Below are 25,430 nucleotides of genomic sequence, written 5' to 3' on the forward strand. Positions count from 1 at the left end.
CATGACCAGCACGGTGACGCCCGCCCCGGCCGGCCCTGATCGCCAGGCCGGCCGCGACCACCAGGACGGCCCCGCCCGTCCGCTCGGTCCTGACCACCTGGACGGCCTGGACGGCTTGGACGACCCGCGCCAGGCCGTCCGGGCCGCGGCCGACCAACTGGCGGCCTCCGGCACCGACCGGCCCGGGCCCTACCTGATCGGCGTGCGGCACCACGCGCCGTCGCTCAGCGCGGTCCTCCCCGCGCTGCTCGACGCCGCCAAGCCCGAGGTGGTGCTGGTCGAACTCCCCGCCGAGTTCCAGCCCTGGCTCGGCTGGCTGGCGGACGAGGCCACCCAGGCCCCCGTCGCCCTCGCGGCCGCCCCGGCCGGCCGCGAGGGCGGTCGGGGCACCGCGGCCGATTCCGGCCCCGGCCGGCTCGCCTTCTACCCGTTCGCCGACTTCTCCCCGGAGCTGGTCGCCCTGCGCTGGGCCCGGCGCAACGGCGTCGAGACACTCGCCTGCGACCTCCCGCTCGCCCACCGCACCACACTCCACGGGGAACAACAGCCCGTCGCCGACGACCCAGGCACCCCCGGCGTCGCCGACGCGCTGCGCCACCGCCTCACCGGGCGCGCCTTTGACGACGACCTGTGGGACCGCCTCGTCGAGACCGCAGCCCCCGGTTCCACCCCCGACGCCGTCCGGCGCGCCGCCCTGCTGGTCGGCTGGGCGCTGCGCCGCGACGCCGAGACCGGCTCCGGCGTCGACCCGTACGACCTGCGGCGCGAAGCCTGGATGCGGGCCCGGATCCGGGCCGCGGCGGCCGACGGGCGCCGGGTCGCCGCCGTCGTCGGTGCCTTCCACGCGCCCGCCCTGCTCGACGGGCCCGCCGCCACCGAGGAACCGCCGCACCCGGACGACCTCGGGCACGCCCTCTCCCTGATCCCCTACACGTACCCGCTGCTCGACGCCCGCTCCGGCTATCCGGCGGGCATCCGCGATCCCGAGTGGCAGCACACCGTCCTCGACGCCGGCGGCGACCCCGACCGCCTCACCCTGGCCCTCACCACCACCGCCGTCCGGATCTGCGAGGCACTGCGCAGCCAGGACCACCCCTCCGGCCCGGCCGACGCCCGCGAGATCGTCCGCCTCGCCGGAGACCTCGCCCGCCTGCGCGGCCACGCGGCCCCCGGCCGCGGCGAACTCGTCGAAGCCGTCCAGACCGTCCTCGCCCAAGGCGAACCCCTCGGCCGCGGCCGGGCCGTCGCCCGGGCGCTCGAACGCGTCCTGGTCGGCACCCGAACCGGCCGCGCCACCCCCGCGGCCCCGCGCAGCGGGCTCGCCCCCGCCGTCGAAACCCTCCTCGCCGACCTCGGCCTCCCCGGCCCCGCCGACCCCGAGCCCCGCGAACTCCGCCTCGACCCGCTGCGCACCCCCCTCGACCGCCGCCGCGAGATCCTCCTCCACCGCCTCACCACCTGCGGGGTCCCCTATGCCGACCCCGTCACCACCACCGGCGCGGGCGGCACCGAAACCATCGGCACGCGCTGGAGCCTCCACTGGACCCCGGCCACTGCCGCGATGCTCACCGTCGCGGGCACCCGGGGCGTCACTCCCGCGCAGGCCGCCGAAGGCACCCTGCGCGAACGCCTCCGCCGAGAACAGCAGGCCGACGGTCCCACCGCCCGCGAGGTCCTCCAAGGCCTCACCGACGCGGCCGCCTGCGGCCTCCCGGCCCTCGCCGACACCCGCCTCACCCAACTCGCCGCCGTCCTCCCGTCCTCCGGCACCCTCCCCGAACTCCTCGACGCCCTGGCCCTCCTCGACCGCCTCGCCGCCGGCCACCTCCCGGGATACCCCTCACCCGACACCCCCGACGGCTCCGACGGCTCCGCACCGTTGCCCGATGCACCCGATGCACCCGATGCACCCGATGCACCCGATGCGGGCGGGTCGTCGGCCGTGCGGGCGGGGCGGTTGGGGGCGGTGGGCGAGGTGTTGACCGTGGCGGCCGTACGGCAGCTGGAGGGGCTGGGCGGGTCGGACGATCCGGCGGATGCGCGGGCACTGGTGGAGCTGGCGCGGCGGGCGGACCTGGACGGCGGGTTGCGGCTGGGGCACGTGCTGGCCGAACTCGCGGACCGGGGGAGTCCGTTGGTGCGAGGTGCGGTCGGAGCGGTGCGGGTGCTGCTGGGCCGGGAGCGGGCGGAGGTGCTGGGCGGGCGGGCGGCTTCGTGGGTGGACGGGGCGACCGGTCCGGAGGCCCGGCACGCGCTCGGTCGGGGGCTGGTCGGCCTGCTGACGGCGGCGGAGGGGCTGTTCGCCGCCGCACCGGAGGCGCTGGAGCCCGTGCTGGAGCGGATCACCTCGCTGCCCGACGCCGCCTTCCTGGACCGGCTGCCGGCGTTGCGCGGCGGCTTCGACGCGCTCAGTCCGGCCGCCCGGGACCGGTTGCTGGTCCTGGTCGAGGAACGTCTGGGCACCCGGCTCGCGAGCCTGCCCGAGGACGTCCCACCGGCGGTGGTGGCCGGCTGGGTCCGCGCGGATCTGGCCGCCCGCGCGGCGCTGGCCCGGCGCGGCCTGCTGCCGGCGCCCGGGGACGACCCGGTGCCCGAGCCTCCGCACCACGTCGGCCCTCTACCTTCCGCACCCGTCGCCACGCGGCACGCCCTCGCGACGGCCGAGCGCTGGCGGCTGCTCCTCGGCCGCCCCGGCAGCGGTGGCCTGAACGGGCGTTGCGCCCGACTCGCCACCGCCCTGGACGAGTTGTACGGCAGCGGGCGAGGCGAGGGCTCCGGCCCGGGCCTGGACGGGCGGTCCGGGCGAGGAGGCCGCGAGGCGCCCTTTCCGGGGGTACGGGAGTGGGCCGAGGAACTGTCGGCGCTGTTCGGGCCGGGCGTTCGGGAGGAGGTGCTGGCGGCCGCCGTGGCGCAGGGCCGGACGGACGTCCTGGAGGCGATCGAGCCGGGCGCCGTCCGCCCGTCGGTCGACTTGCTGCGCACGGTGTTGGAGCATGCGGGCGGCCTGCCGGAGGCGAGGGTGGCGCGGCTGCGTCCGCTGGTGCGGCGTCTGGTGGACGAGCTGACGCGCGCGTTGGCGACCAGGCTGCGTCCGGCGCTGACCGGGATCAGCGTGCCGCGTCCGACGCGTCGGCCGGGTGGCGGACTGGACCTGGACCGGACCATTCGCGCCAATCTCGCCACGGCCCGCCCGTCGGGGGACGGCGGCACGCTCATCGTGCCCGAGCGCCCGGTGTTCCGGACCAGGGCCCGGCAGTCGGCCGACTGGCGGCTGATCCTGGTCGTGGACGTCTCCGGGTCGATGGAGGCGTCGACGGTCTGGGCGGCGCTGACGGCGTCGATCCTGGCCGGAGTGCCTTCGCTGAGCACCCACTTCGTGGCGTTCTCCACCGAGATCGTCGACCTGACCGAGCGGGTGGAGGATCCGCTGAGTGTGCTGCTGGAGGTGCGGATCGGTGGTGGCACCAGCATCGCGGGCGGCCTGCGGTACGCGCGGAAGCTGGTGACGGTGCCGTCCCGGACGCTGGTCGTGGTGGTCAGCGACTTCGAGGAGGGCGGTCCGGTGGGCGGGCTGCTGGCCCAGACCCGGGCACTGGTGGATTCCGGTGTGCACCTGCTCGGTTGCGCGGCGCTGGACGACACGGGGACGGCCCGCTATTCGAAGGCGGTCGCGGGCCAGCTGGTCGCGGCCGGCATGCCCGTGGCGGCGTTGAGTCCGCTGGAACTGGCCCGCTGGGTGGGGGAGAAGGTGCGATGAGTGTGACGGAGCGGACGAGCGGCTGGCCGGTGGTCCGGCCGGAGGTGGTCGCGGAGGTGGTGGCCGGGTTGAGCGCCCGGTTGCAGAAGCGGCTGGACGGCGCGGCGGCGAAGCTGGCGGAGCGGCCGGTGATCCGTTGCGGCGACGAGTGGCGGGTGGAGGTGGACGAGGAGACGGCGCTCGTGCTGCACGCCCCGGGCGCGGTGGTCGCGGATGCGGCCGACGTGCGCTGCGGCTGCCTGCTGGCCCCGGCCTGCGTGCACCGGGCCGCTGCGGTCACGCTCTGCCCGTTGGCCGAGCTGGCCGAGCTGGCCGAGGAGACCGAGGAGACCGAGGAGGTCACGCCGACCGAGGCCGCCCCAGCGTCCTCGGAGGAGGCGAAGCCCGAGGCCGGGCCCACCCCGGTGGAGGTGGCGGCGGCCCATCATCTCCACCGGGCCGGGTGTGCCGTGCTGGCCGCCGGGGTGAGCGGCGCGGGGGCGGTCGCGCAGGCCGAGCTGCTGCGGGCGGCCCACCGGGCGCGGCTGGCGGGGTTGTACCGCCCGGCCGTGGCGGCGGTCGCGGTGGTGACGAGGGTGCGCGCGGCCCGGTCCGGGGCGCCGGACCACCGGCTGGCGGACCTGGTGGCCGGTCTGCGTGAGCTGCTGGACCTGACCACCGCTCTGAGCACCGGCTGCGGCCCGGTCTCCGAGCTGCGCGGCACCGCCCGCCAGGCGTACGGCGAGGAGGGCGGGTTGCGGCTGTACGGGCTCTTCGCCGAGCCGGTGCTGACGGCCACGCATGCGGGAGTGGTGAGTTGGGCGGTGGACGCCGGGGGGCGGCTCAGCACGGTGGCCGAGGTGATGCCGCACGGTGATGCGGCGGACGCGGCCCCGCAGGCGGTCGGTGCGGGCAACCGGACGGTCCGGCTGGGGGAGGCCCCGCTCAGCCACCGGGAGTTCAGCCGCGCCGGGCTGGCCGTCCAGGGCGCCACCCGGTCCGCCGCCGGGCGGCTGGGCGCGGGTGCTTCCGTCCGGGCGGTTCGGGCGGCGGGCGCGGCGTGGACGGCGGAGCCGGTGGCCGCGCTCTGGGCCGAACCGGCGGCCGCCCAGGTGGCGCGGGTGCTCGCGGCGGAGCCGCTGCCGTACGAGGGCCGTCCGGCCGGGAGCGACCTGCTGTTCCTGGACGTGACTCTGCTGGGCCCGGCTCCGGCCGGCCCGGGCGGGGCGCCGAGGCTGCTGGCGCGCTGCGAGGGCGGTGCCGACGGCGCCGACGGCGGCTTGGTGGTCGGTCTGTGCACGGGGCACGAGCACCCGGGGCTGGCCTTCCGGGCGAACCTCGCACTGCTCGCCACCGCGCCCGGCCTGCGGCTGCGGGTGATCGGCCGTCTGGAGCGATCGGACCGGCCGGAGCTTCGCCTGCTCGCGATCGGTACACCCCCGGAGCCCTCGATGGCCCCCGAGATCCCCGGCCTTCCCTCGCTCGCCGTCCCCGCGGACCGGGCCGACCGGGTCAATCTCGGCCTCGAACGCCTCCAGACCGCCGACCTCCGGACCGCCGACCAGCGGACCGCCGCACCCGCCGATGCCGGGCCCGGCTTCCCGGCTGGTCTCCCGAACGAGGCCCCTTACGGTCCACCCGTCCACGTGCTCGGCCGCCGGGTCGAGCAGGCGGTCACCACGGGGCGCCACGCCCTGGCCCCGAGCGCGGCCACGGCGGCCGCCGACGGGAGCCTGCTGCGCGCCGCCGGGCTGGTGACGGCCGCCGAGCTCCTGGACGCCCTGCGGGCCGCCGCGGCCGACCGGCGCCGCGACGTGTTCGGCCGGGTGGTCCCGGACGACCACGACGCCTTCGCTGGGTCCTGGCTGGCGGCCGCCTGCTACACGGAGGAGCTGGCCGCCGCGCTCTGCGCCGCCGCCTGGGCCGGGGAGCCCGCTCTGGACCGGCATCGGGGGGAGGTATAAGGAAAAGTATTTGCATAGACAGCTAATCCGCGTCGGCTGGCATACTTGTCGCAGGGAAGACGTCGCGAGACGTGCAGGGACGTGGAAGGGAAGGCGAGCTATGGGTATCCGCGACGACGCGGCCGAGGTCCGGGCCCGTGGCTGGCGAACTCTCGCCGCGCTGCACGGGCTGATCGACGCGGCGCTGGAGAAGGCGCTGCAGGCGGAGCACCGGCTCTCGGTGGTCGAGTACACGGTGCTGGACGCCCTGTCGCGGCAGGACGGGTGGCACATGCGGATGCAGCAGCTGGCCCGCGCCGCGGCGCTGAGCAGCAGCGCGACGACCCGCCTGGTGACCAGGCTGGAGGACCGTGGGCTGCTCAGCCGCTACCTCTGCGCCGACGACCGGCGCGGGATCTACACCGAGCTGACGCCGGAGGGCCGCACCCTGCTGACGTCCGCCCGCCCGGTGCACGACGCCACCCTGGAGGCGACGCTGGCGCAGGCCGCCGAGGTGCCGGAGCTGGCACCGCTGGTCCACGCGCTCTCCGGACTCGACGACCCGGCCGGGCTCACCGGCCGCACTCCGGCCAACGCCTGAACCCTGGCCAACGCCTGAACCCCGGCCAACGCCTGAACCCCGGCCCTGACCTGACCCCCGACCCCGACCTGGCCCCCGACCCCGACCCCGACATCAAGGTCGGCGCCGGCCCCGGCAAGCCGGCAAGCCCGTACGGACCGGACGCTCAACGCCGCCCGGCGGACAGGGCGTTGCGGTGCACCTGGTCGAGCAAGGCGAGCAGCAGCTCCTTGCTGGACGCCCGTTCCCGCACGTCGCAGAGCACGATCGGGACCTCGGGGTCGAGGTCAAGGGCGCGCCGGACGTCCTCGGGGCTGGCGTCGCGGCGGCCGTGGAAGCAGTTGACGCCGATCGCGAACGGGATGCCGCGCTGCTCGAAGAAGTCCACGGCGGCGAAGCTGGATTCGAGCCGCCGGGTGTCGGCGAGGACGATCGCCCCGAGGGCGCCGAGCGCGAGGTCGTCCCACATGAACCAGAACCGGAACTGGCCGGGTGTGCCGAACAGGTAGAGCACCAGGTCCTCGCGGACGGTGATCCGGCCGAAGTCCATCGCCACGGTGGTGGTGGACTTGCCCTGGACGCCGTCGAGGCTGTCGACCCCGATGCTGGCGCGGGTCATCCGCTCCTCGGTCTGCAGCGGTTCGATCTCGCTGACCGAGCCGACCATGGTGGTCTTGCCGACGCCGAAGCCGCCGGCGACGAGGATCTTGACCGCGCCCGGCACCAGGCTCTGGGTCGTCAATTCGGTTCTCCTGGAGTGGGACTGAGAGGTGCGGGGCGGTCGGGTCCGCAGGGTCAGAGCCGGCGGACGCCCTCGATCACGGCCTGGATCAGCGAGATGTCCGGCGCCTCGGCGAGCTGGACCGGGGCGCGGGTGAGGATCAGCCGGGCCTCGGCGAGGTCGTCGAGCAGCACCTTGACGACGCTGACCGGCAGGTCGAGGGTGGCCGCGATCTCGGCCACGGCCAGCGGGCGTTCGCGGCACAGGTCGAGGATCGCGGCCGGTTCGGGCGTGAGCCGGCTGGTGTCGGTGCGCGGGTCGGAGGTGACCACCAGGGTGATCAGCGCGAATCCGTCACGGACCGGGCCGGTGCGCCCGTTGGTGATCGCGTAGGGGCGGACCAGATGGCCTGCGTCCTTGTCGTAGAACCAGGCCTCGTCGGCGTCGGCGGTCACGCACCGCCGCCCGCGCCGGCCTGGCCTGCGTCGCTGCGCGGCGCCGCGGTGAGGTACTGGCCGACCTGCTTGACCAGCATGTTGATCTCGTAGGCCATCAGCCCGGCGTCCACCTGCTCGCTGGTGAGGACGGCGAGCCGGGCGCCCTGCCCGGCGGTGGTGACGAACAGGAACAGCTGGTCCATCTCGACCACGGTCTGCCGGACCCGGCCGCCGTTGAAGCGGTGGCCGGCGCCGCGGGCGAGGCTCTGCAGGCCGGAGGCGACGGCGGAGAGGTGTTCGGCGTCGGCCCGGTCGAGACCCTGGGACATGCCGACCAGCAGGCCGTCCTCGGAGAGGACGATGGCGTGCCGGGTCTCGGGTACCCGCGCCACCAGCTGGTCCAGCAGCCAGTTGAGGTCGCGCTGGGTGTCGGTGTGCTGCGTCATCACTGCTGTTCCTTGGCTTCCTGAACGGCGGAGGCTTCCCGGGCGGCGGAAGGTGCGGCCGGGAAGTGGGGCGCGGCGGGCGCCTGGGGGGCGGTGGGGCTGGTCGGCGCGTCGGGGTCGGCCGCGCGGGCGGTCCGGGTGCCGCGCTGGATGGCGGCCATGGTGGTGCGGGATCGCTGTGGCGACGGGTCGTCGGCCCTGGCGGCCCCGGTTTCTCCGGTGGCCCCGGCGGCTCCGTGCCAGGGCCCGGCCTGGGTCGGCGGGCCGACCACGGGGGGCGGCATGGCGCCGGGAGCGTGGGCCTCGCGGAGCTGTTCGGCGAGGCTGGCGTTGCGGACCCGCTGCGGCAGGACCCGCGGGGTGCGCAGTTCGCCGTCCGGTCCGTGGTTCAACTGCTCCTCCTGGGCGCGTTCGTGCGCGGGCGCAGGGGGCTCGGCGGTGGCACCGTAGAAGGGCCCGGCCGTGGTCCCGGCCGTGGTTCCGGCCGGCACGTCCGCAGCACGGCCGTCGGCCGACGGCTCACCGGGCGAACTGTCGGACGGGGCCTCGTACGGGCGCGGGAGAACGGGCCGGGGGACGACCACGGCCCCGGGCAGTCCGGGTATCTCGGCACCGACCGGCAGACCGCCGTTGGCCGGGCCGGGGGCGGCTCCCCCGGCCGGGCCGCCCTCCAGGGGGTACTGGGCGAGCAGTTCGCCGATGATCACACCGCTGCCACCCGCACCGGGCACACCACCCACACCGGGCACACCGGGAACGCCAGGCGCGCCGGGAACACCAGGAGCTCCGGGAACGCCAGGCGCCACCAGGCCGCCGGCGACACCACCAGCCCCGGGCTCGCCGGGCCCGCCGGGCGCACCCGGCTCGGCCCCGGGCGCCGGAGCGCCCGGTCCGGTGCCGATCAGCCCGCCGAGCACTCCGGCGAGCGCGCCGGTCAGCCCCCCGTCCGGACCGCCGGGGTCGTTGCCGCCCGCCGCCCGCAGGGGCTCGGGGACGGGGGTCCGGGTGACTCGCGCGCCGGACGGCAGCCCGGCCATGGCGGCCGGCTGTTCGGCCTGCTCCAGCAGCACCGACGGCACCAGCACCACGGCCCGGGTGCCGCCGTAGGGCGAGGGCCGCAGGGTGACCTGGATGTCGTGCCGGGCGGCCAGCCGTGCGACGACGAACAGGCCGAGGCGCAGGTCGTCGCCGAGGGCGGAGACGTCCAGCTCGGGCGGGTTGGCCAGGTAGTCGTTGAGCCGCTCGTACTCGTCCTCGCCCATGCCGAGGCCGCGGTCCTCGACCTCGACCGCCAGGCCCTTGGGGACTTCCTGCGCGGAGACCTGCACCTGGGTGTACGGCGGGGAGAAGGTGGTGCCGTTCTCGATGAGTTCGGCGATCAGGTGGATGACGTCTGCGACGGCCTGTCCGCTGAGTGAGGCGCGCGGCACGCCCTGGACGACGACGCGGGCGTAGTTCTCGGTCTCGGAGACGGCACTGCGCAGCACGTTGACCATGGGCACGGCGTTGCGCCAGCGCCGGGCGGGCAGGGCGCCGCCGAGGATGACGAGGTTCTCGGCGTTGCGCCGCATCCGGGTGGCGAGGTGGTCGACCGCGAACAGTTCGCGCAGCAGCTCGGGTTCCTCGTGCTCGCGCTCCAGGGCGTCGAGCATGCTGATCTGCCGGTGGATCAGGATCTGGGTGCGGCGGGCGATGTTGAGGAAGACCTTCTTCGTCCCCTCGCGGCCCTGGGCCTGGTGGATGATGGCGGCGACGGCTGCCTGGCGGACGGCGGCGAGGCCGTCGGAGGTCTGCTGGACCTCGTCGCCGGTCCGGCGGGACGGCGACCAGGCGGGCGGTGTGGGCACGGGCTCCCCGGCGCGCAGCCGTCCGACGACCTCGGGGATCTCGTCCTGGGCGAGCGCGAGGGTGTCGGCGCGCAGTGCGCCGAGGCGGGCGGACAGGGTTCGCGCGGTCCGGATGCCGTGGACCAGGCTGATCAGCAGGACCAGGGCGACGACGGCGCTTCCGGCGATCACGGTGGTGCGGTGTTCGGCGCCGCGCAGCAGGTAGGCGGCGTAGCCCCAGGCGGCGGCGAGGCCCAGGCTGGGGACCAGGACGAGGGCGAGGAGCGAGCTGCGGAGCGAGCCGGACCGGCCGGCGCGGTGGGCCGTGCGGGGGGCCGATATGCCTGGCATCTGATTCCTTGTTGCAGGGCCGAGTCGCTGGGCCGAACGGCGGGTCGGCCTGAACGAGGTCCGGCCGGGGCTTCAGGGCGCCACGGCCGGGGTGGCCGGACGGGGTGACGCGGTGTCATCGCCCGGGCGGGGGTGCAGCACGGCCGCCGACGGCAGGAACGGTATCAGTCCCAAGTGCCCTCATCGCAACATCAACTGACGATATGTGGGCGGGTGATGGCGATGGCGGAGGTGCCCGGAAGGAGTGTCCGCCGGCGGAACGTCGCAGCTCACGTCGGCCGCGGGCGGCGCGTGGGCGGTGCGCGGACGGCTCTCCGGGGGCCGGGAGAACCTCCCGGAGAGTCGTCAGGAACAGGTCAATTCACCGCCGCGCCGAACGTTCGCCCTCGCCCGACAGCCCGGCCCGCCGGTCCGCCGGTGCGCAGGTCGGTCGGTGTACAGGTCCGTCGGTGCGCAGCGCCGGTTCAGCCCGCCAGCGGTATCGGTACCACCTGCCCGCCGCCGATGGCCTGAAGCTCCACTGCGGCCTCCCGCTGGGACAGTTCGGTCCACGCCCAGCTCGCCAGGTCGGACAGCTCCGCCGACCACTGCTTGCCGTAGGTGCCGCAGGCGACCTGGCCGAGCCGCAGCCGCTGGACGTCCGAGGTCCCGGCCGGCGGGTAGACGTGGGTGGCGTCGCGCAGGTAGCGCTCGATGCTGAACTCGGTTTGCAGGCCCCGGGCGGCGTGGATCTCCATGGCGTTGCGCGCGGAGTCCAGCGCGTACTCGGTGTTGATGAGTTTGGCGTTCATCAGCTCGGCATCGCAGGCCTTGCCGTGGTCGAGCAGGTGCGAGGCGTGGTAGGCGGCCAGCTTGGCGGTCATCAGCCTGGACTGCATCTCGCCGAGCTTCAGCGCGATGTTGGGCAGGCGGTTGATCGGCTTGCCGTAGAGCACCCGCTCCTCGGCGAAGCGCGCGGTGTCCTCGACGATCGCGGTGTGGATCCCGAGCGCGACGGCGGCGAGGTTGAGCCGGCCGTAGAGGGTGGAGGAGGAGTAGGCGACGTCCAGGCCCTGGCCCTCCAGGCCCAGCCGGTTGCCGACGGGGATGCGGCAGTCCTCGAAGACGATCTCGCCGAAGCTGAAGCCGTGCAGGCCGCTCTGCGAGCCGAGTTCGCCGACGCGGAAGCCGGGGCGCTCGCTCTCGACCAGGAACGCGGACAGGCCCCTGCTGCCCTCGCCGGTGCGGAGGACCACGCCGTGCACGTCGCCGATGTGGGAGTTGCCGACGAACCACTTGCGGCCGTTGAGCACGTACTGGTCGCCCTCGCGGCGGGCGGTGCCGGACATGCCGAGCACGTGGCCGCCGCACTCCGGCTCCGTGACGGCGATGGTCGGCAGCGACTCGCCGGAGGCGAACCTCGGCAGCCACTTGCGCCGCTGGACGTCCGAGCCGAAGTGGATGACCTTGGCGACACCGAGCTGTGAGGCCTGCGCCACCGCGCCCATGGCGCCGCTGACCCGGGCGAGTTCCTCCACGATGACGGTCTTGGCGAGGTGCCCCAGCCCCAGTCCGCCGAATTCGCGCGGAATGGTCACCCCGATCCAGCCCCGCCGGGCGATCTCCCGCGACAGTTCGAACTCGACGGTCCGTTCGGCCTCCATTCGGGCCACGTGCGGGCGTACCTCCTTCTCCGCGAACTCCCGGACCTCCGCTCGGAGACTCTCGTGGCGCTCGTCGGTGAAGTAGTCCATCGCCATGCTGGGGTCCTCTCGTGTCAGTGGATGTGCCGTGCCTCCGTCCGTGCTGTCGAAGTCGCTCCAGCCGCTCCCCGGGGATGAGTGGGGGTTCGAGGTGGTGGCGGCCGACTGCCCCGTCGCAATCGGTGCATGCGGAACTCGGGGCGGCTTCCCGGGGATTGGGAATGCCGCCCGTGTCTTCGGCAGGGCTCATTGTCGTATGGGCCTCCTGTGCTGACCCAGAGTCGATCTTGAATTGGCGGAAATCGGCCCGTCCTTACGCTGAGGAGTTTTGCCATGGCTCTGAGTGGGAAGTGATCTTGACCCGCCGCGGCAACCTGCTGAGCGGCCGCTCACATGCGGCTTTGACTGTCCATCAGCAACGGCGATGAGCCGGACCGGGAGCACCGAACCGCCCGGATGTCTGATTACATGTGCGCCATGACTGATGTGATGAGCACTCAAGGCCAGTTCCCGGGTGCCGCCGGGGAGTCCGAGCGGACCCGCAGGCTGCGCAGCCTTGGTCTCAACGAACCGTCCGCGGACGAGGCCTTCGACCGCTTCGCCCACCTGGCCGCCAGCATCACCCGCGCTCCCATCGCGATGGTCAACTTCATCAACGACGAGCGCCAGATGTTCCGGGGGCTCTACATTCCGCCAAACTCGAACGACGTCGCGGTCGACGACGGCGCTTCCTGGGCCGATCGGGGCATCGCCTTCGACCTGCCCACCCGTCAGATGCCGCTGAGTCACGGTTTCTGCCCGCACGTCGTCGCCCAGCGCTCCCCCCTCGCGCTCGACGACATCCTCGCCTACCCCCGGTTCTCCGGGAACCCGGTCGTCGACGAACTGGGCGTGCGCGCCTACCTCGGCGCCCCGCTCGTCGACGACACCAACACCGTCATCGGCACCGTCTGCGTCCTCGACCGGGAACCCCGGCAGTGGGGGCGCGAGCGGCTGCGCGACATCCAGCACCTCGCCGAGGCGCTGCTCTCCGAGATCCGGCTGCGCGACAACCTGCTCGCCCAGCAGCAGGAGATGTTCGCCGCCTTCGACGGCTCCCCGTTCCCCATCATGCTGACCGACGGCCCCGGGCAGGAGATCCGCTACGCCAACGCCCAGCACGCCGACACCTTCGGCGCCCCAGTGGCGTACGGCGCGATCGGCCTGGCCTACCCGCAGCTCGGCGCCGCCGGCCTCCAGCAGGCCATCGTCGAGGCCTACCACACCGGGCGCAGCACCGTCCTCAACGACGTCCGGATCCAGTCAGGCCGCCCCGACGCCCAGCGCGGCCAGCAGGTCTTCAGCTTCACCTGCACCCCGTTGCGGGCCGCGCGCACCGGCCAGGTCAACGGTGTCCTCACCGTCGGCATGGACGTCACCGCGCAGTCCCGCACGGAGGAGGAACTCGGCACGCTGGCCGCCCTGCTGGTCGACCGGCTCCAACAGAACGGCGCCACCCCCGTCGGCCGCCCGGGCATCGCCGGGGAGTCCGGACTCGTCCTGCCGAACTGAGCCGCCGACCCGCCGACCCGCCGTCCGCGTGCGGCGTCGCCGTCCCCCTCCGCACCATCGCTCGCCGATCCGCACCACCGCGCACCACCCACCACCGTGGGGGGGGGGGGGGGGGGGGGGGGGGGGGGGGGGGGGGGGAGGGGGTGGGGGGGGGGGGGGGGGGGGGGGGGGGGGGGGCGTCCCTTCTCCCCACCCAACACTCTCGCCACATCACCCACCACCCCACCCCCCCCACCCTTGGGGCGGCCCCCCCCCCCCCCGGGGGGGGCCCCCCCCCCCCACGGTGCCGTCCGGGTGCGGGCCCGAGCGGGTGAACCGTCCCCGCCCGCACCCCGGCCGCGTCCCGCCCGGCGGCCGCCGATGGTAGGCATGGGCCGCATGGACTGGTTCGCCGCCCCCGACCACTGGCTGAGCCGACTGCTCGTCCAACGCCTGCTCGCCGGCCTCTACCTGATCGGATTCCTCGCCGCCGCCGCACAGTTCCGCGCCCTCATCGGCAGCGACGGCATGCTGCCGGTGCCCCGCTTCACCGCCCGGGTCCCGTTCCGCCACGCGCCCGGACTGTTCCACCTCCACTACAGCGACCGCTTCTTCGCCGCCGTCGCCTGGAGCGGCGCCGCGCTCGCCGCCGCCGTGACCGCCGGACTCGGCGACGCCGTCCCGCTCTGGGCGTCCGTCCTGCTGTGGGCGGTGCTCTGGGGGCTCTACCTCTCGATCGTCAACGTCGGACAGACCTGGTACTCCTTCGGCTGGGAGTCGCTGCTGCTCGAAGCCGGCTTCCTCGCCGCCTTCCTCGGCAACGCCGACACCGCGCCGCCCACCCTGGTGCTCTGGCTGATGCGCTGGCTGGTCTTCCGGGTCGAGTTCGGCGCCGGACTGATCAAACTGCGCGGTGACCGCTGCTGGCGCGACCTCACCTGCCTGCGCTACCACCACGAGACCCAGCCCATGCCCGGGCCGCTCAGCTGGTTCTTCCACCACCTGCCCGACCCGCTGCACCGCGTCGAGGTCGCCGCCAACCACTTCGTCCAACTCGTCGTCCCCGTCGGACTCCTCCTCCCGCAGCCGGTCGCGAGCTACGCCGCCTGCGCCGTCGTCGCCACCCAGCTGTGGCTGATCGCCTCGGGCAACTTCGCCTGGCTCAACTGGCTCACGATCACGCTCGCCCTCGCCGCCGTCGACCCGGCCCGCATCGGACTGCCCGTCCACGCCCGCGTCCACCCCGCCACGCCCGTCTGGTTCGAGGCGCTGGTGATCGCCCTGACCGCGGCCGTCGCCGTCCTGAGCTACTGGCCGGTCCGCAACCTCGTCTCCCGCCGCCAGGCCATGAACCGCTCCTTCAACCGGCTGCACCTCGTCAACACCTACGGCGCCTTCGGCAGCATCAGCCGCGTCCGCCAGGAGGTCGTCGTCGAAGGCACCGACGAACCGACCCTCACCCCGCACACCGTCTGGCACGAGTACGGCTTCAAGGGCAAACCCGGCGACGTGCGCCGTCTCCCGCGCCAGTACGCCCCCTACCACCTGCGGCTCGACTGGCTGATGTGGTTCGCCGGCATCTCACCCGCCTACGCCCGCCCCTGGTTCCTGCCCTTCGTCGCGCGCCTGCTCGCCGGCGATCCCGCCACCCTCCGCCTGCTGCGCCACAACCCCTTTCCCGGCACCCCGCCGACCCACGTCCGGGCGACCCTCTACCTCTACCGGTTCACCAGTTGGCGCGAACTGCGGGAAACCGGCGCATGGTGGCACCGCACCGCGCTCCACGAGTACCTCGCGCCGGTCGACCTCACCTCCCTCGGCCACGCCGGGTACCGCCCACCCCTCGGCCGACGGCTCCGCGCCGTCCCGCTGGACCGGCTGCGGCGGCCCGGGGCCCGCCCGGGGGCCCCGCCCGCCCGGCCCGACGGCCGTGGGCCCCAGTACCCGTCCGGCCCAACGTCCCACCACCCGTGCGGCCCTCCCGGGTAGCGGCCAGGCGGGGGGTATGGCACACGACACCGGCCCGTCGGGCGGTGGGTGCGTGCAAGGCTCGAACGGGCACCCGTATTCTGGGCGTCCACAACCGGCGGCCCGCCCGCGCGCCCCCCAGCCCCGCCCCCGGGGCACCCCGCGCAACCGGTCCGCCGCCCCCTCGCCGCCAGCCCCGCCGTCGTCGCCCAGAACCGGACCTCACATGACAGTGCTTCACTCGCGCAACGCCGACGCAGCCGACCCGGCGGACGTCGCCGACGCCGCAGACGTCAAGGACCCCCAGGACGCCAAGGCCACCACGGCGGAGACCGACCTCCGCGAGGACCTCGGCCGCTACGCCGAACTCGGGGCCTTCACCCTCACCGCCGACACCCACGCCTGGTACGCGGCCGTCGACACCGTCGCCACCCCCGAGGACGCCCGGGCCGGCTCCACCGCCCTCGCCGAACTGCGTGGCCGCGACCTCCGCCAGACCTGGGACGCCGTCACCGTCCTCGCCGCCGACGCCAAGCTCGACGAACCCGACACCGTCGCCAAGGCCGCACTCCTCGTCGAGATGCTCCAGCGCGTCCACCGCACCTCCGCCACCCTCACCACCGCCGCCTACGACGCCGACCTCGGCGCCCTCGCCGCCGCCACCGCGGACGGCACCTGGCGCCGCGAGAACGGCGTCAAGCTCTCCTGGCTGCGCGCCCGCTCCCTGCGCAAGCAGGCCACGGCCCTCGCCGCCGACCGCCGCATCCGCCGCGAGGACCTGCACGAGGCACTCGCCTCCGCCGAGGTCGAGCGCCGCGCCTGGGCCGCCCTCGCCCCCGCCGGCACCCTGCCGGTCGTCCCCGCCGACGGCGCCCTGGTCGAGCGGACCGCCCAGGCCTTCGAGGCGATCAACACCGGACTGCGCGGCCTCGCCCGGCTGCTCCCCGACCACGACCTCGACGGGCTGGCCTTCGCCGAGCTCGTCGACCTCGTCGAGCGGCTCGCCGCGGACGAGGGCACGCTCTACCGCCTGCCCACCATCCGCGGGCTGCGCACCACCCTGGAGGAAGCCGGCCTCGGCGACCTGCTCACCGAACTCGCCGCCGCCCGGGCCGACCGCCGCGCCGCCGAAGCCGCGTTCGCCGCCCGCCAGGCCCTGGCCGGCGGCCAGCGCGATGGGCTCGCGGGGGAGGGCAGCACCGTCGAGGTTCCGGCTTCGGTTCCGGGTCCGGGTCCGGTTTCGGTCGAGGAGACGGTGACCGACGCGGACACGGAAGCGGAAGCGGAAGCGGAAGCAGACTCGGGCGAGGCTGAGGCCGTGGTCGAGACGGCCGAGGCAGCCGAGGAGGAGGTGACGGAGGAAGCCCCGTCCGCTGTCGTGGTCTCCCTCCCGGCACCGTCCCCGGCCGCCGACGACCTGGTGGTCGCCGCGACCGCCGCCCTGGCGGAGGCCGCGGAAACCACGGAGGCCGAGGCCGCCGTCGAGGTTTCCGCTGTCGAGGCCGTGGCCGACGCCAAGGCCGAGGTCGAGCTTGCGGAGGAAGCTCCGCTCCTGGAGGACGCGCCCGTCGTCGAGCCGGAGACGATCGAGCCGGCTGCGGAGCCTGAGACGGTTGCCGAGGTCGACGCGGTCGAGGTTCCCGTGGCCGAGGTTGAGCCGGTCGCTGAGCCTGCCGTTGTCGTGGAGCCGGTGGTCGAGGTCGAGGCCGTCGAGGAGGCGCCCGCCGTCGCCGTTGCGGAGCTGGTGGTCGAGGTCGAGGAAGCTGCGGAGCCTGAGACGGTTGCCGAGGTCGACGCGGTCGAGGTTCCCGTGGCCGAGGTTGAGCTGATCGCTGAGCCCGCCGCTGTCGTGGAGCCGGTGGCCGAGGTCGAGCCGGTTGCTGAGCCTGCCGCTGTTGCGGAGCCGGTGGTCGAGGCTGAGGCCGTCGAGGAGGCGCCCGCCGCTGTCGTCGTGGAGTCGGTTGAAGCGACCGAGGCCATTGAGGACGTGCAGCCGGTGGCTGAGGCCGAGGCCGTCGAGGAGGCGCCTGCTGTCGCCGTCGCGGAGCCGGTGGCCGAGGTCGAGCCGGTTGCTGAGCCCGCCGCCGTTGCTGAGCCCGCCGCCGTTGCGGAGCCGGTGGCCGAGGTCGTCGAGCCCGCGCCCGCCGTCGAGTCCGCGCCCGCCGTCGAGTCCGCGCCCGTCGCGGCCGGCCGGCCCGAGAAGCCGGACTTCACGCCCGGCCGGCCCGTGACCGCCTACTCGGCCGACGAGCTGCTCGCCGTCGTCCGGTGGGTGGACGGTGACGGTGTGAAGCGTACGGAGGAGGAACTGCTGCGGGCGGCGATGAAGGAGCTGGGCTTCGCCCGCCTCGGGCCGCGGATCAAGGAGGCGCTGGGCGCCGCCGTCACTACCGCGCGGGGCTGACGTACCAGCGGGGAACAACGGCGAAGGGCCCGGGACGCGAGACCGCGTTCCGGGCCCTTCCGCCGTCCCGCGCGGGTTCGGGGGTTTGTCAGCCGGTCTTGGTCCACGGCTGGCCGGTCATCAACGCCTTGACGTTGGCCACGTATCCCGGGTTGGGGATGACCAGGCTGCCGACGACCTGGCCGGTGGCCGGGTCGGTGACGGTGTTGTAGTGCACGTTGCCCGCCCCGGCGTTGTACGCGGAGATGACGAGGTCGAGCAGCGGCGTCTTGCCGGTGGCCGGGTCGGGGGAGAGGTCGTATTTGCCGTCGAAGGAGGAGTCGCCGTAGTAGGCGACCAGCCAGTCGAGCAGCTGGGTGCCGAGCTGGACGTTCCCGGGGAGGGTCTTCGCATCGGAGGTGGTGCCGAACTTGCTGTTCATCCAGCTGATCGTGTTCGGCATGATCTGCATGGTGCCGATCCCGCCGTCGCAGGCGAGGATGCCGGACTGCCAGCCGCTCTCCTGCCAGGCGATCGCCTTGACCAGGTTGACGGGCAGCGGCGGGAGCTTGTCGGTGCCGCCGCTGCTGAGGTTGAGCGTGCGGGCCTGGCCGGCGGCGGTGGCGAGGGCCGCGCCGACGGCCTCCTTGGGCTCGTCGGGCTGGGGCTTGCTGGGCTGGCAGCTGCTCTGCAGCGGCGGGACGTGCGGGGTCGGCGGAGCGGGCGGCGGCGGGGGAGCGACCGGGCCGGGCTTGGCGACGGGCACGGGGGCCACGACGGCGGGCTTGGCGACCGGGGGCGGTGTGGTGGGAGCGGCGGGCGGGCTGCTCGGGGCGCCGGGCTTGGTGGCGGTCGGGGCCGGGGTGGTCGGGGCGGGCTTGCTGGACTTGCTCGCGGACGGGTTCGGGCTGTGGGAGGCACTGGCCGTCGGGGAGGCGGTCGGCGTCGGGGTGGCGGTCGCGGACGGGCTCGCGCTCGGCGTCTCGGTCGGCGTCCCGGTGGCGGCGACCGCCGTGGTGTCCGGCGCGCTGTTCTGGTGGTTGTCGGCGTGCTTGGTGCCGCAGCCGGCCAGGACGGCCGTCGAGACTGCTGCGGCCGACACCATGACCAGTGCTCTCCGGGATGCGCTGACTGCCACTGTGGTTCCCCCCACTCGTCACCGGCGGTCCCGGTGAGTGGCGGTCATCCTACGATGTGCCGTTCGAGCCCCGTACGAACGGGTGGTCCAACGCGTGCGCGAGGACCGTCGGCGCCGTCACCAGGGACGGTCCGTACCAGGTCAGGTGGCGTCCGCTGACCAGCGCCGACGGGACGCCGGGGAACGCCTCGGGGCCGTCCTGTGTCGTGAAGCGGTACGGCTCGTCCGGGAGGACCACCAACTCAGGGCGGCAGGCGAGCAGTTCGGGCAGCGGGATGGCGGGGTAGCGCTCGGCGTGCCCGGCGTGGACGAGCCGGAGGCCGAGGCGGCGCAGCAGGTCCCCGGCGAAGGTGTCGCGGCCCAGGACCATCCACGGGCGGCGCCAGACCGGAACGATCGCCCGCGGGCCGTCCGGCGGGCGCCGGACCGGGGACCACGCTGCCTCGGCCCGGTCCAGCCAGTCCGGGCGCGGGAGCGCACAGGCGGCGGTGAGCAGCCGGTCGAGCGAGCGGAACGCGTCGTCCAGGGTGCGGATGTCGGTGACCCAGACCGGCAGGCCGGCCGCCCGCAGCGCGTCCAGGTCGGGGCGCCGGTTCTCCTCGTCGTTGGCGAGGACGAGGTCCGGGGCGAGGGCGAGGATGCCCGGCACGTCCGGGTTCTTGGTGCCGCCGATCCTGGTGACCGCCAGGTCGGCCGGATGGCTGCACCAGTCGGTGGCGCCGACCAGCAGCCCGGGTGCGGTGGCGGCGACCGCCTCGGTCAGCGACGGCACCAACGACACCACCCGGCGCGGCGGGCGCGGGCCGAACCGGACGGGCAGGTCGAGATCGTCCCGCAGGACGGTGGGATCGGCCATCCGGTCACCCTACGCCGGGGGTTCGCGGATGGGCGGCGGTCGGGCGGCGAACGGGCAGCGGCCGGCGGGTGAACGGGAGCCGGGCGGTGCGGAAATCCCCGGGAACCCCCCGGACGGTCCGGCCGACTACCTGGTCCGGGTTCGCAGGACGGGCCCCGAGCACGATCACCGACCAGGAGAATTGTCATGCGCCCTCGCGTTGTCTGCGGAATCGCGGCCGCCGTCGCCCTGTTCGCCACGGCCTGCGGAAGCGGCGCCGGAAACGGCGTCGGAAACGGCGGCGGGGGAGGCGGAGAGCGCGGCGCGGCCGGCGCCGCCCAGACCGCCCCGGCCGGCGGCTATCCCGTCAAGGTGGCCGACTGCGCGGACCGCGAGTCCACCATCGCCAAGGCCCCCGCCAAGATCGTCACCAGCAACGCCGCCGCCCTGGAGATACTGCTCCAACTCGGCGCGGGCGACCGGGTGATCGGCACCGGCTTCCCGCCCGGCAAGGGCACTCTCCCGCCGGCCCTGGCCGAACAGGGCGCCAAGGTGCCGGTGCTCGGCGACAAGACCATCCCCAAGGAGAAGCTGCTCGGCTCCGGCGCCGACCTGTACGTCGACACCTTCGGCGCGATGCCGATGATGGGCGGTGGCGCCACCGGGCCCAGCGAGGAGGAGTTCGCGGCGGCCGGCATCCAGCACGTCTACCTCCTCTCGACCGCCTGCGCCGGCACCCCCAAGGCCGCCAAGGCGCCGCGCACCGACCTGTCCGGGGTCGAGAACGACATCCGCCGCCTCGGCGCGGTCACCGGCACGGCCGCCCGTGCGGAGGAACTCGTCACCGGGATGGAGAAGCAGATCGGCGAGGTGCGCACCGCCCTCGCCGGCGTTGCGGAGGCGCAGCGGCCCGGCTACTTCGTCTTCGACTTCGACGCCGGCACCAAGCAGCCGGTGGCGGTCTGCGGTCGGCAGGTCGCCAACGCGGTGATCACCCAGGCCGGCGCCCGCAACGTGTTCGCCGACTGCGACGCCGACTTCAAGCCCGGCTCCTGGGAGGACGTCGTCGCCAAGAACCCGGACTGGATCCAGCTCGCCGTCCGCAACCGGGGCAGTGAGGAGGCCACCCGCAAGGCCTTCGACGACGCCGAGGCGTTCCTGCGTGGCTTTCCCGCGACCCAGGGCCTGAAGGCCGTCCAGGAGGGCCACTTCGTGCGGCTCGGCTCCGAGGTCACCACCATCGCGGGCGTGCGCAACGCCGATGCCGTCCGGCAGATCGCCGCCACCGTCCACCCCGACCTCGTCAAGAACGGGCAGTAGCCGGTGACGTCGGCCGTCTCCGCCGAACGGCGCGACGAGCCCCGCCCGGCCCGCACCCTGCGGGCCGGGCCGCTGGCCGTCGCGCTGATCGCCGCCTTGGTACTCGCGCTGACCGCCGCCGTGTCGTTCGGCGCAGTGGACATCCCGCCCGGCGAGGTCTGGTCGGTGGTCGCCCACCACCTCACCGGGCGGGCCCCCGAACCCGGCACCCGCGACCTCATCGTCTGGCAGCTGCGCGTCCCGCGCGCCCTGCTGGCGGCGATGGTCGGGGCCGGGCTCGGCCTGGTCGGCACGGCCGTGCAGGCCCTGGTCCGCAACCCGCTCGCCGACCCCTACCTGCTCGGCATCTCCTCCGGCGCCTCCCTCGGGGCGGTCGCCGCGATCGTCCTCGGCACCTCGCTCGGCCTCGACCTCGCCTTCGGCAGCGCGCTCGGCCTCACCGTCTCCCTGGCGGCCTTCGCCGGCGCGCTCGCCGCGTTCTCCCTGGTCTGGCTGGCGGCCCGGCGCGGCGGCGGCTTCTCCCCGCTGCGCCTGGTCCTCGCGGGCATCGCCATCGCCCAGTTCCTCGGCGGCATCACCAGCTACCTCGTCCTGCAGACCCGCGACGAGCAGCAGACCCGTGGCGTGCTGTTCTGGCTGATGGGCAGTCTCGGCGGCGCCGTCTGGGCCCAACTCGCCGTCCCCGCCGTCGCGGTGGCGCTCGGATTGGCCCTGCTCCAGGCCCGTGCCCGCGGGCTCAACGCGATGCTCATGGGCGACGAGACGGCCGCCGGGCTCGGCGTGGACGTCACCCGGCTGCGCCGGGAGGTCTTCGTCGTCACCAGCGTGCTGACCGGCGTGCTGGTCGCGGTCTCCGGCGCGATCGGCTTCGTCGGACTGATGGTGCCGCACGTCTGCCGTCTGCTCGTCGGCGGCGACCACCGGCGCCTGCTGCCGCTGTCCGCGCTCACCGGCGCGCTGCTGCTGGTCGTGGTCGACACCGTGGCCCGCACCGCGCTGGACGGCCAGGAACTGCCGATCGGCGTGGTCACCGCCGTCCTCGGCGCCCCCACCCTGCTCTACCTGCTGGACCGACGACTGGAGCGCACGTGAGGATCGCCGTCGAGGACCTGAGCGTCACCCTGTCCGGGCGGGCGGTGGTGGCCGGCGTCCACCTGGTCGCCGAGGAGGGGGAGATCGCCGGCCTGGTCGGGCCCAACGGCAGCGGAAAGTCCAGCCTGCTGCGCACCGTCTACCGGCACCTGCGGCCGAGCGCCGGGCGGGTGCTGCTGGCCGGGCGCGACCTGGCCGGGCTGCGCCCCGCGCAGTCCGCCCGGCACATCGCTGCGTTGCCGCAGGAGCGGGGCGGGGACTTCGAGTTGAGCGTCCGCGAAGTGGTCGCGATGGGCCGCACCCCCTACAAGCGGTCGTTCGCCGCCGACGACGCCGAGGACCACCGGATCACCGCCGACGCGCTGGCACGCGTCGGCATGGCGGATGCCGCCGACCGCCGCTTCGCCCAACTGTCCGGGGGCGAACGGCAACGGGTGCTGCTGGCCCGCGCGCTCGCCCAGCAGCCTGACGTCCTGGTGCTGGACGAGCCGACCAACCATCTGGACGTCCGCCACCAGGTCGAACTCCTCGCCCTGCTGCGGGACCAGCGCCGCACCACCCTGGTCGCGCTGCACGACCTCAACGCCGCCGCCTCCGTCTGCGACCGGCTGCACGTCCTGCACCGCGGCGCCCTGGTGGCCTCCGGGGCGCCGCGCGAGGTGCTGACCGCGGAGCTGCTGGCCGAGGTTTTCGGCGTTCGGGCCGCGGTGGTCGAACACCCGCTCACCGGCGACCCGTTGATCGCCTTCGACCACCGCACGCCGGCCGTCCCGACCGCCCCGGCCCCGGCCCCGGTGGAGGGTGCCGGGGCCGGGGCGGACGCTGGTGGGGCGGGGGTCGAGGGGGTGCAGGCTGCCGAGGTGGGGCCCGCGCGTCAGAACGCCTCGTAGTGGCTCGGCCGGCCGTCGAGTTCGACCAGCCGGCCGCGCTGCGCGGCGTCCTCGCTGCGCAGCAACTCCCAGTCCCCGTCGGCACGGTGGAGTACCGATGAGTGCCAGGGCGTCATCCAGGCGTCGGCGGCCTCCAGCAGCCGGATGCCGAACTTCGGTGCGCCCGCCGGTTGCGGGTGGATGGAGAGCCGGACCGACCGGGGGTGCTGTTCGGCGATCAACTCGCCCCAGGAGCGGCTGCGCTGGATCACCCCGTACGCGCGGCGGCGGCAGTCGCGTTGCAGGGCGGAGCGGGTGCCGGTGAAGCCGACGGTGTCGTCGGTCAGGAAGCGGGTGATGCCGCGGTAGAGCCGCAGGGTCTCCTCGTCCGTCAGCACCAGCTCGCGCAACTCCTCGACGCTCGGCGCGTACTGGGCGTGCACCCGGGCGCGTTTGTCGTCGTACGGCAGGTCGCCGAGGACGTCCCGCAGGTCGAAGGTGGCGAGGTGGGAGAGGTCCTCGCGTGCGATCATCGCCGTCAACTCGTCGGAGTACTCGTCGATGTGGTCGTCGGGGACGTGGACGAGGTCGCCGAAGATGTGGCCGTCCGAGCAGATCAGGATCCGCGCGCCGGGCTCGTAGTACCCGCCGATCTCCGCGCAGAGCCCGTCGAGGAAGGTGAGCGACAGCCGCTCGCCCTCGTCGGGCAGGTGGCTGAGCACCTTCGCGGGATTCGGCGACTTGCAGGGGAAACCGGGCAGGGTGAACAGGATCGGGTCGCCGGCGGTGATGAAGTCCGTCAACTGGGCTATCTGGAACGGGAAATGCTCGGGCTTGGCGTCCAGCCTCGGGTCGGAGGCGCGGCGGTGCGGCAGCAGCAGGCCGAGGATCCGGGCGGCGAGCCGCGCGGCGGACTGCGGGTCGGACTGCGGGTCGGCGCCGCCCCCGGTGTTCGCGGGCTCGGGCGCGGGTGTGGGCCCGGGTGCGGTGTGGTGGTGGCGGGTGGAAACGGTGCCGGCGGGCGGCATGGTGGTCCTCCGTGGAAGGTGGTGCGGGTGTGGAGCGGACGCCGGGTGGACGTCGGCGGGCGGCCGAGAGGTGTTCGTGCGGTGGCCGAGGGCCCCGGCTCAGACCCGCCGGTCATAGCCGACGGGCAGCCGGTTGACCCCGCGCGCCAGGACGGCGGGGATCCAGGCGAGGGAGTCCAGGCCCTCGCCGGGGGCCTCGGACGGGCGCAGCCCGGGCAGCCGGGTGAGCAGGGTGGCGATGGCGGTCTGGAGTTCGGCCCGGGCCAGGGCGGCGCCGGGGCAGTAGTGGATGCCGTGGCCGAAGGCGAGATGGGCGTTGGGCGTGCGGTCGAGGTCGAGGCGGTCCGCGTCCGGGAACCGCGTCTCGTCCCGGTTGGCGGCACACAGCGAGACGATCACCGAGTCGCCGGCCGGGACGGTGGTCCCGAACAGGTCTCCGTCCTCGGCGAGGAAACGCCAGGTGGTGAGCTCGAACGCGGCGTCGTGGCGCAGCAGTTCCTCCACCGCGCGGGCCAGCAGGTCGGGGTCGTGGGCGGGCCCCTCGGAGAGGGAGCCGCGCAGCCGGGCGAGCTGGTCGGGGTGGCGCAGCAGGGTGATCAGCATGGTGGTGATCTGGTTGGTGACCGGCTCCTGGCCCGCGACCAGCAGCTGGAACACCATGGAGTCGAGCTCCTCGCGGCTCAACTCGCCCGCGTCGTGGGCGGCGACTAGCCGGCCCAGCAGGTCGGCGCCGGCCGTGGCCGGGTCGTGTCGGTCGTGATCATCGACGGGGTTCCCGGCGCGCTTGTGGGCGACGACGTCGGCGATGTACGTCTGGAGGCCGCGCAGCCGCGCCTCGTACGCCGGGCGGCCCGGGTCGTGCGGGCCGACGGGCTGCACGACCTTGCCCCAGTCGCGGTCGAATCGCCTCGCCAACTCGGATGGCAGGCCGATCACTTCGGCGAGGACCCGGAACGGGAAGTGTGCCGCGAAGCCGGCCACCAGCTCGGCGCCGCCGGCCTCGGGCAGTTCGTCGACCAGTGCGTCGGCCAGCTCCTGGAAGCGCGGGCGCAACGACTCCACCCGACGCGGCGCGAAGGCGTCCAGGACGAGCCTGCGCATCGTGGTGTGCTTGGGCGGGTCCTGGTGCAGCAGGTGGACCTGCAACTGGGAGTGCTGCGGCTCCGGCATGATCGACGCCAGCTTGCGCCAGTCCTCGTTGCCCAGCGCGTGGTTCTTGCCGAACCGGGGGTCGTTGAGGGCCTCGTGGGCGGCCTGGTAGCCGGTGACCAGCCAGGCGTGGATGCCGCTCGGGAACTCCACCCGGTGTACCGGCCCGGCCTCGCGCATCCGCCGGTAGAGCGGGTACGGGTCGCTCTTGTACGCGGGGCCGTACAGCGGTACGGGGTCCGGGAGCTGGTCGTACCCGTACGGGCAGCGCGGCTCGTCCGCCGGGTGGGCCGGCGCCGGGTCGTGGACGGTGTCGGTCATCTGCGGTGTTCCTCCGGTCGTGCGGGCATGACGGGGTGCGGGCTCTGGGGGCACGGGCCCCGGGGTGCGGGCGAG

General features: G+C 74.5%; 18 protein-coding genes. 9 read left to right on the plus strand and 9 right to left on the minus strand.

The window, feature by feature from the left end; all coding sequences use genetic code 11:
- Window position 1: 1 nt before the first annotated feature.
- The 3 genes from AC07BF_RS15750 (at window position 2) to AC07BF_RS15760 (ending at window position 6,280) form a co-directional block, all read left to right on the plus strand.
- Window positions 2-3,757, plus strand: a complete 3,756-nt coding sequence (locus AC07BF_RS15750) for a vWA domain-containing protein (RefSeq protein WP_400804713.1) — start codon at window positions 2-4, stop codon at window positions 3,755-3,757.
- Window positions 3,754-5,700, plus strand: coding sequence for a hypothetical protein (locus AC07BF_RS15755; RefSeq protein WP_478333475.1), 1,947 nt, complete (start codon window positions 3,754-3,756; stop codon window positions 5,698-5,700). The genes AC07BF_RS15750 and AC07BF_RS15755 overlap by 4 nt, the downstream gene beginning before the upstream one ends.
- Window positions 5,701-5,800: 100 nt before the next feature.
- Window positions 5,801-6,280 carry a MarR family winged helix-turn-helix transcriptional regulator gene (locus AC07BF_RS15760; RefSeq protein ID WP_363579560.1) on the plus strand — a complete coding sequence of 160 codons (480 nt, stop codon included), beginning with the start codon at window positions 5,801-5,803 and terminating at the stop codon, window positions 6,278-6,280.
- 145 nt (window positions 6,281-6,425) lie between these two features.
- On the opposite strand, the gene AC07BF_RS15765 is transcribed toward AC07BF_RS15760, so the two are convergent.
- The 5 genes from AC07BF_RS15765 to AC07BF_RS15785 all read right to left on the minus strand — a co-directional run bounded on the left by AC07BF_RS15765 (window position 6,426) and on the right by AC07BF_RS15785 (window position 11,779).
- Window positions 6,426-7,001 carry a GTP-binding protein gene (locus AC07BF_RS15765; RefSeq protein ID WP_363579559.1) on the minus strand — a complete coding sequence of 192 codons (576 nt, stop codon included), beginning with the start codon at window positions 6,999-7,001 and terminating at the stop codon, window positions 6,426-6,428.
- 53 nt (window positions 7,002-7,054) lie between these two features.
- A complete protein-coding gene (locus AC07BF_RS15770; RefSeq protein WP_363579557.1) occupies window positions 7,055-7,435 on the minus strand; it encodes a DUF742 domain-containing protein in 381 nt (126 codons plus the stop codon).
- Entirely contained in the window at window positions 7,432-7,863 is a 432-nt protein-coding gene (locus AC07BF_RS15775; protein WP_360205186.1) for a roadblock/LC7 domain-containing protein, read from the minus strand. Before AC07BF_RS15775 ends, AC07BF_RS15770 begins: the two co-directional genes overlap by 4 nt.
- A complete protein-coding gene (locus tag AC07BF_RS15780) occupies window positions 7,863-10,040 on the minus strand; it encodes a sensor histidine kinase (protein WP_478333476.1) in 2,178 nt (725 codons plus the stop codon). The genes AC07BF_RS15775 and AC07BF_RS15780 overlap by 1 nt, the downstream gene beginning before the upstream one ends.
- A 464-nt stretch (window positions 10,041-10,504) precedes the next feature.
- The gene (locus AC07BF_RS15785; protein WP_400804726.1) at window positions 10,505-11,779 is read right to left on the minus strand and encodes an acyl-CoA dehydrogenase family protein; all 1,275 of its coding nucleotides are present in this window, start codon (window positions 11,777-11,779) and stop codon (window positions 10,505-10,507) included.
- Window positions 11,780-12,199: 420 nt separating this feature from the next.
- On the opposite strand from AC07BF_RS15785, the gene AC07BF_RS15790 reads away from it, so the two are divergent.
- The 3 genes from AC07BF_RS15790 to AC07BF_RS15800 all read left to right on the plus strand — a co-directional run bounded on the left by AC07BF_RS15790 (window position 12,200) and on the right by AC07BF_RS15800 (window position 17,624).
- Window positions 12,200-13,273: a GAF domain-containing protein gene (locus AC07BF_RS15790; protein WP_363579553.1), complete on the plus strand. Its 1,074-nt coding sequence runs from the start codon at window positions 12,200-12,202 to the stop codon at window positions 13,271-13,273.
- Window positions 13,274-13,651: 378 nt separating this feature from the next.
- A complete protein-coding gene (locus tag AC07BF_RS15795; RefSeq protein ID WP_400805270.1) occupies window positions 13,652-15,241 on the plus strand; it encodes a lipase maturation factor family protein in 1,590 nt (529 codons plus the stop codon).
- A gap of 205 nt (window positions 15,242-15,446) precedes the next feature.
- Complete coding sequence (locus AC07BF_RS15800; RefSeq protein WP_478333477.1) at window positions 15,447-17,624, plus strand: hypothetical protein; 2,178 nt, start codon at window positions 15,447-15,449, stop codon at window positions 17,622-17,624.
- A gap of 88 nt (window positions 17,625-17,712) precedes the next feature.
- On the opposite strand, the gene AC07BF_RS15805 is transcribed toward AC07BF_RS15800, so the two are convergent.
- Window positions 17,713-18,741, minus strand: coding sequence for a transglycosylase SLT domain-containing protein (locus AC07BF_RS15805; protein WP_363579549.1), 1,029 nt, complete (start codon window positions 18,739-18,741; stop codon window positions 17,713-17,715).
- Between the two features lie 49 nt (window positions 18,742-18,790).
- Window positions 18,791-19,597 (minus strand): helical backbone metal receptor, encoded by an 807-nt coding sequence (locus AC07BF_RS15810; RefSeq protein ID WP_478317844.1) that lies wholly within the window; start codon window positions 19,595-19,597, stop codon window positions 18,791-18,793.
- A gap of 186 nt (window positions 19,598-19,783) precedes the next feature.
- On the opposite strand from AC07BF_RS15810, the gene AC07BF_RS15815 reads away from it, so the two are divergent.
- Genes AC07BF_RS15815 through AC07BF_RS15825 form a run of 3 tightly spaced genes read left to right on the plus strand, consistent with a single transcriptional unit; the run spans window position 19,784 to window position 22,878 of the window.
- Window positions 19,784-20,896 carry an ABC transporter substrate-binding protein gene (locus AC07BF_RS15815; RefSeq protein WP_400984204.1) on the plus strand — a complete coding sequence of 371 codons (1,113 nt, stop codon included), beginning with the start codon at window positions 19,784-19,786 and terminating at the stop codon, window positions 20,894-20,896.
- Between the two features lie 3 nt (window positions 20,897-20,899).
- Window positions 20,900-21,988: a FecCD family ABC transporter permease gene (locus AC07BF_RS15820; RefSeq protein ID WP_363579543.1), complete on the plus strand. Its 1,089-nt coding sequence runs from the start codon at window positions 20,900-20,902 to the stop codon at window positions 21,986-21,988.
- Window positions 21,985-22,878 carry an ABC transporter ATP-binding protein gene (locus tag AC07BF_RS15825; RefSeq protein WP_363579542.1) on the plus strand — a complete coding sequence of 298 codons (894 nt, stop codon included), beginning with the start codon at window positions 21,985-21,987 and terminating at the stop codon, window positions 22,876-22,878. The genes AC07BF_RS15820 and AC07BF_RS15825 overlap by 4 nt, the downstream gene beginning before the upstream one ends.
- On the opposite strand, the gene AC07BF_RS15830 is transcribed toward AC07BF_RS15825, so the two are convergent.
- Both AC07BF_RS15830 and AC07BF_RS15835 read right to left on the minus strand, forming a co-directional pair.
- Window positions 22,863-23,885, minus strand: coding sequence for an L-tyrosine/L-tryptophan isonitrile synthase family protein (locus AC07BF_RS15830; protein WP_478333478.1), 1,023 nt, complete (start codon window positions 23,883-23,885; stop codon window positions 22,863-22,865). The genes AC07BF_RS15825 and AC07BF_RS15830 overlap by 16 nt on opposite strands.
- 99 nt (window positions 23,886-23,984) lie before the next feature.
- Complete coding sequence (locus AC07BF_RS15835; protein WP_478333479.1) at window positions 23,985-25,355, minus strand: cytochrome P450 family protein; 1,371 nt, start codon at window positions 25,353-25,355, stop codon at window positions 23,985-23,987.
- Between the last annotated feature and the right edge of the window lie 75 nt (window positions 25,356-25,430).

The sequence above is a fragment of the Kitasatospora sp. NPDC043950 genome, assembly GCF_056435345.1.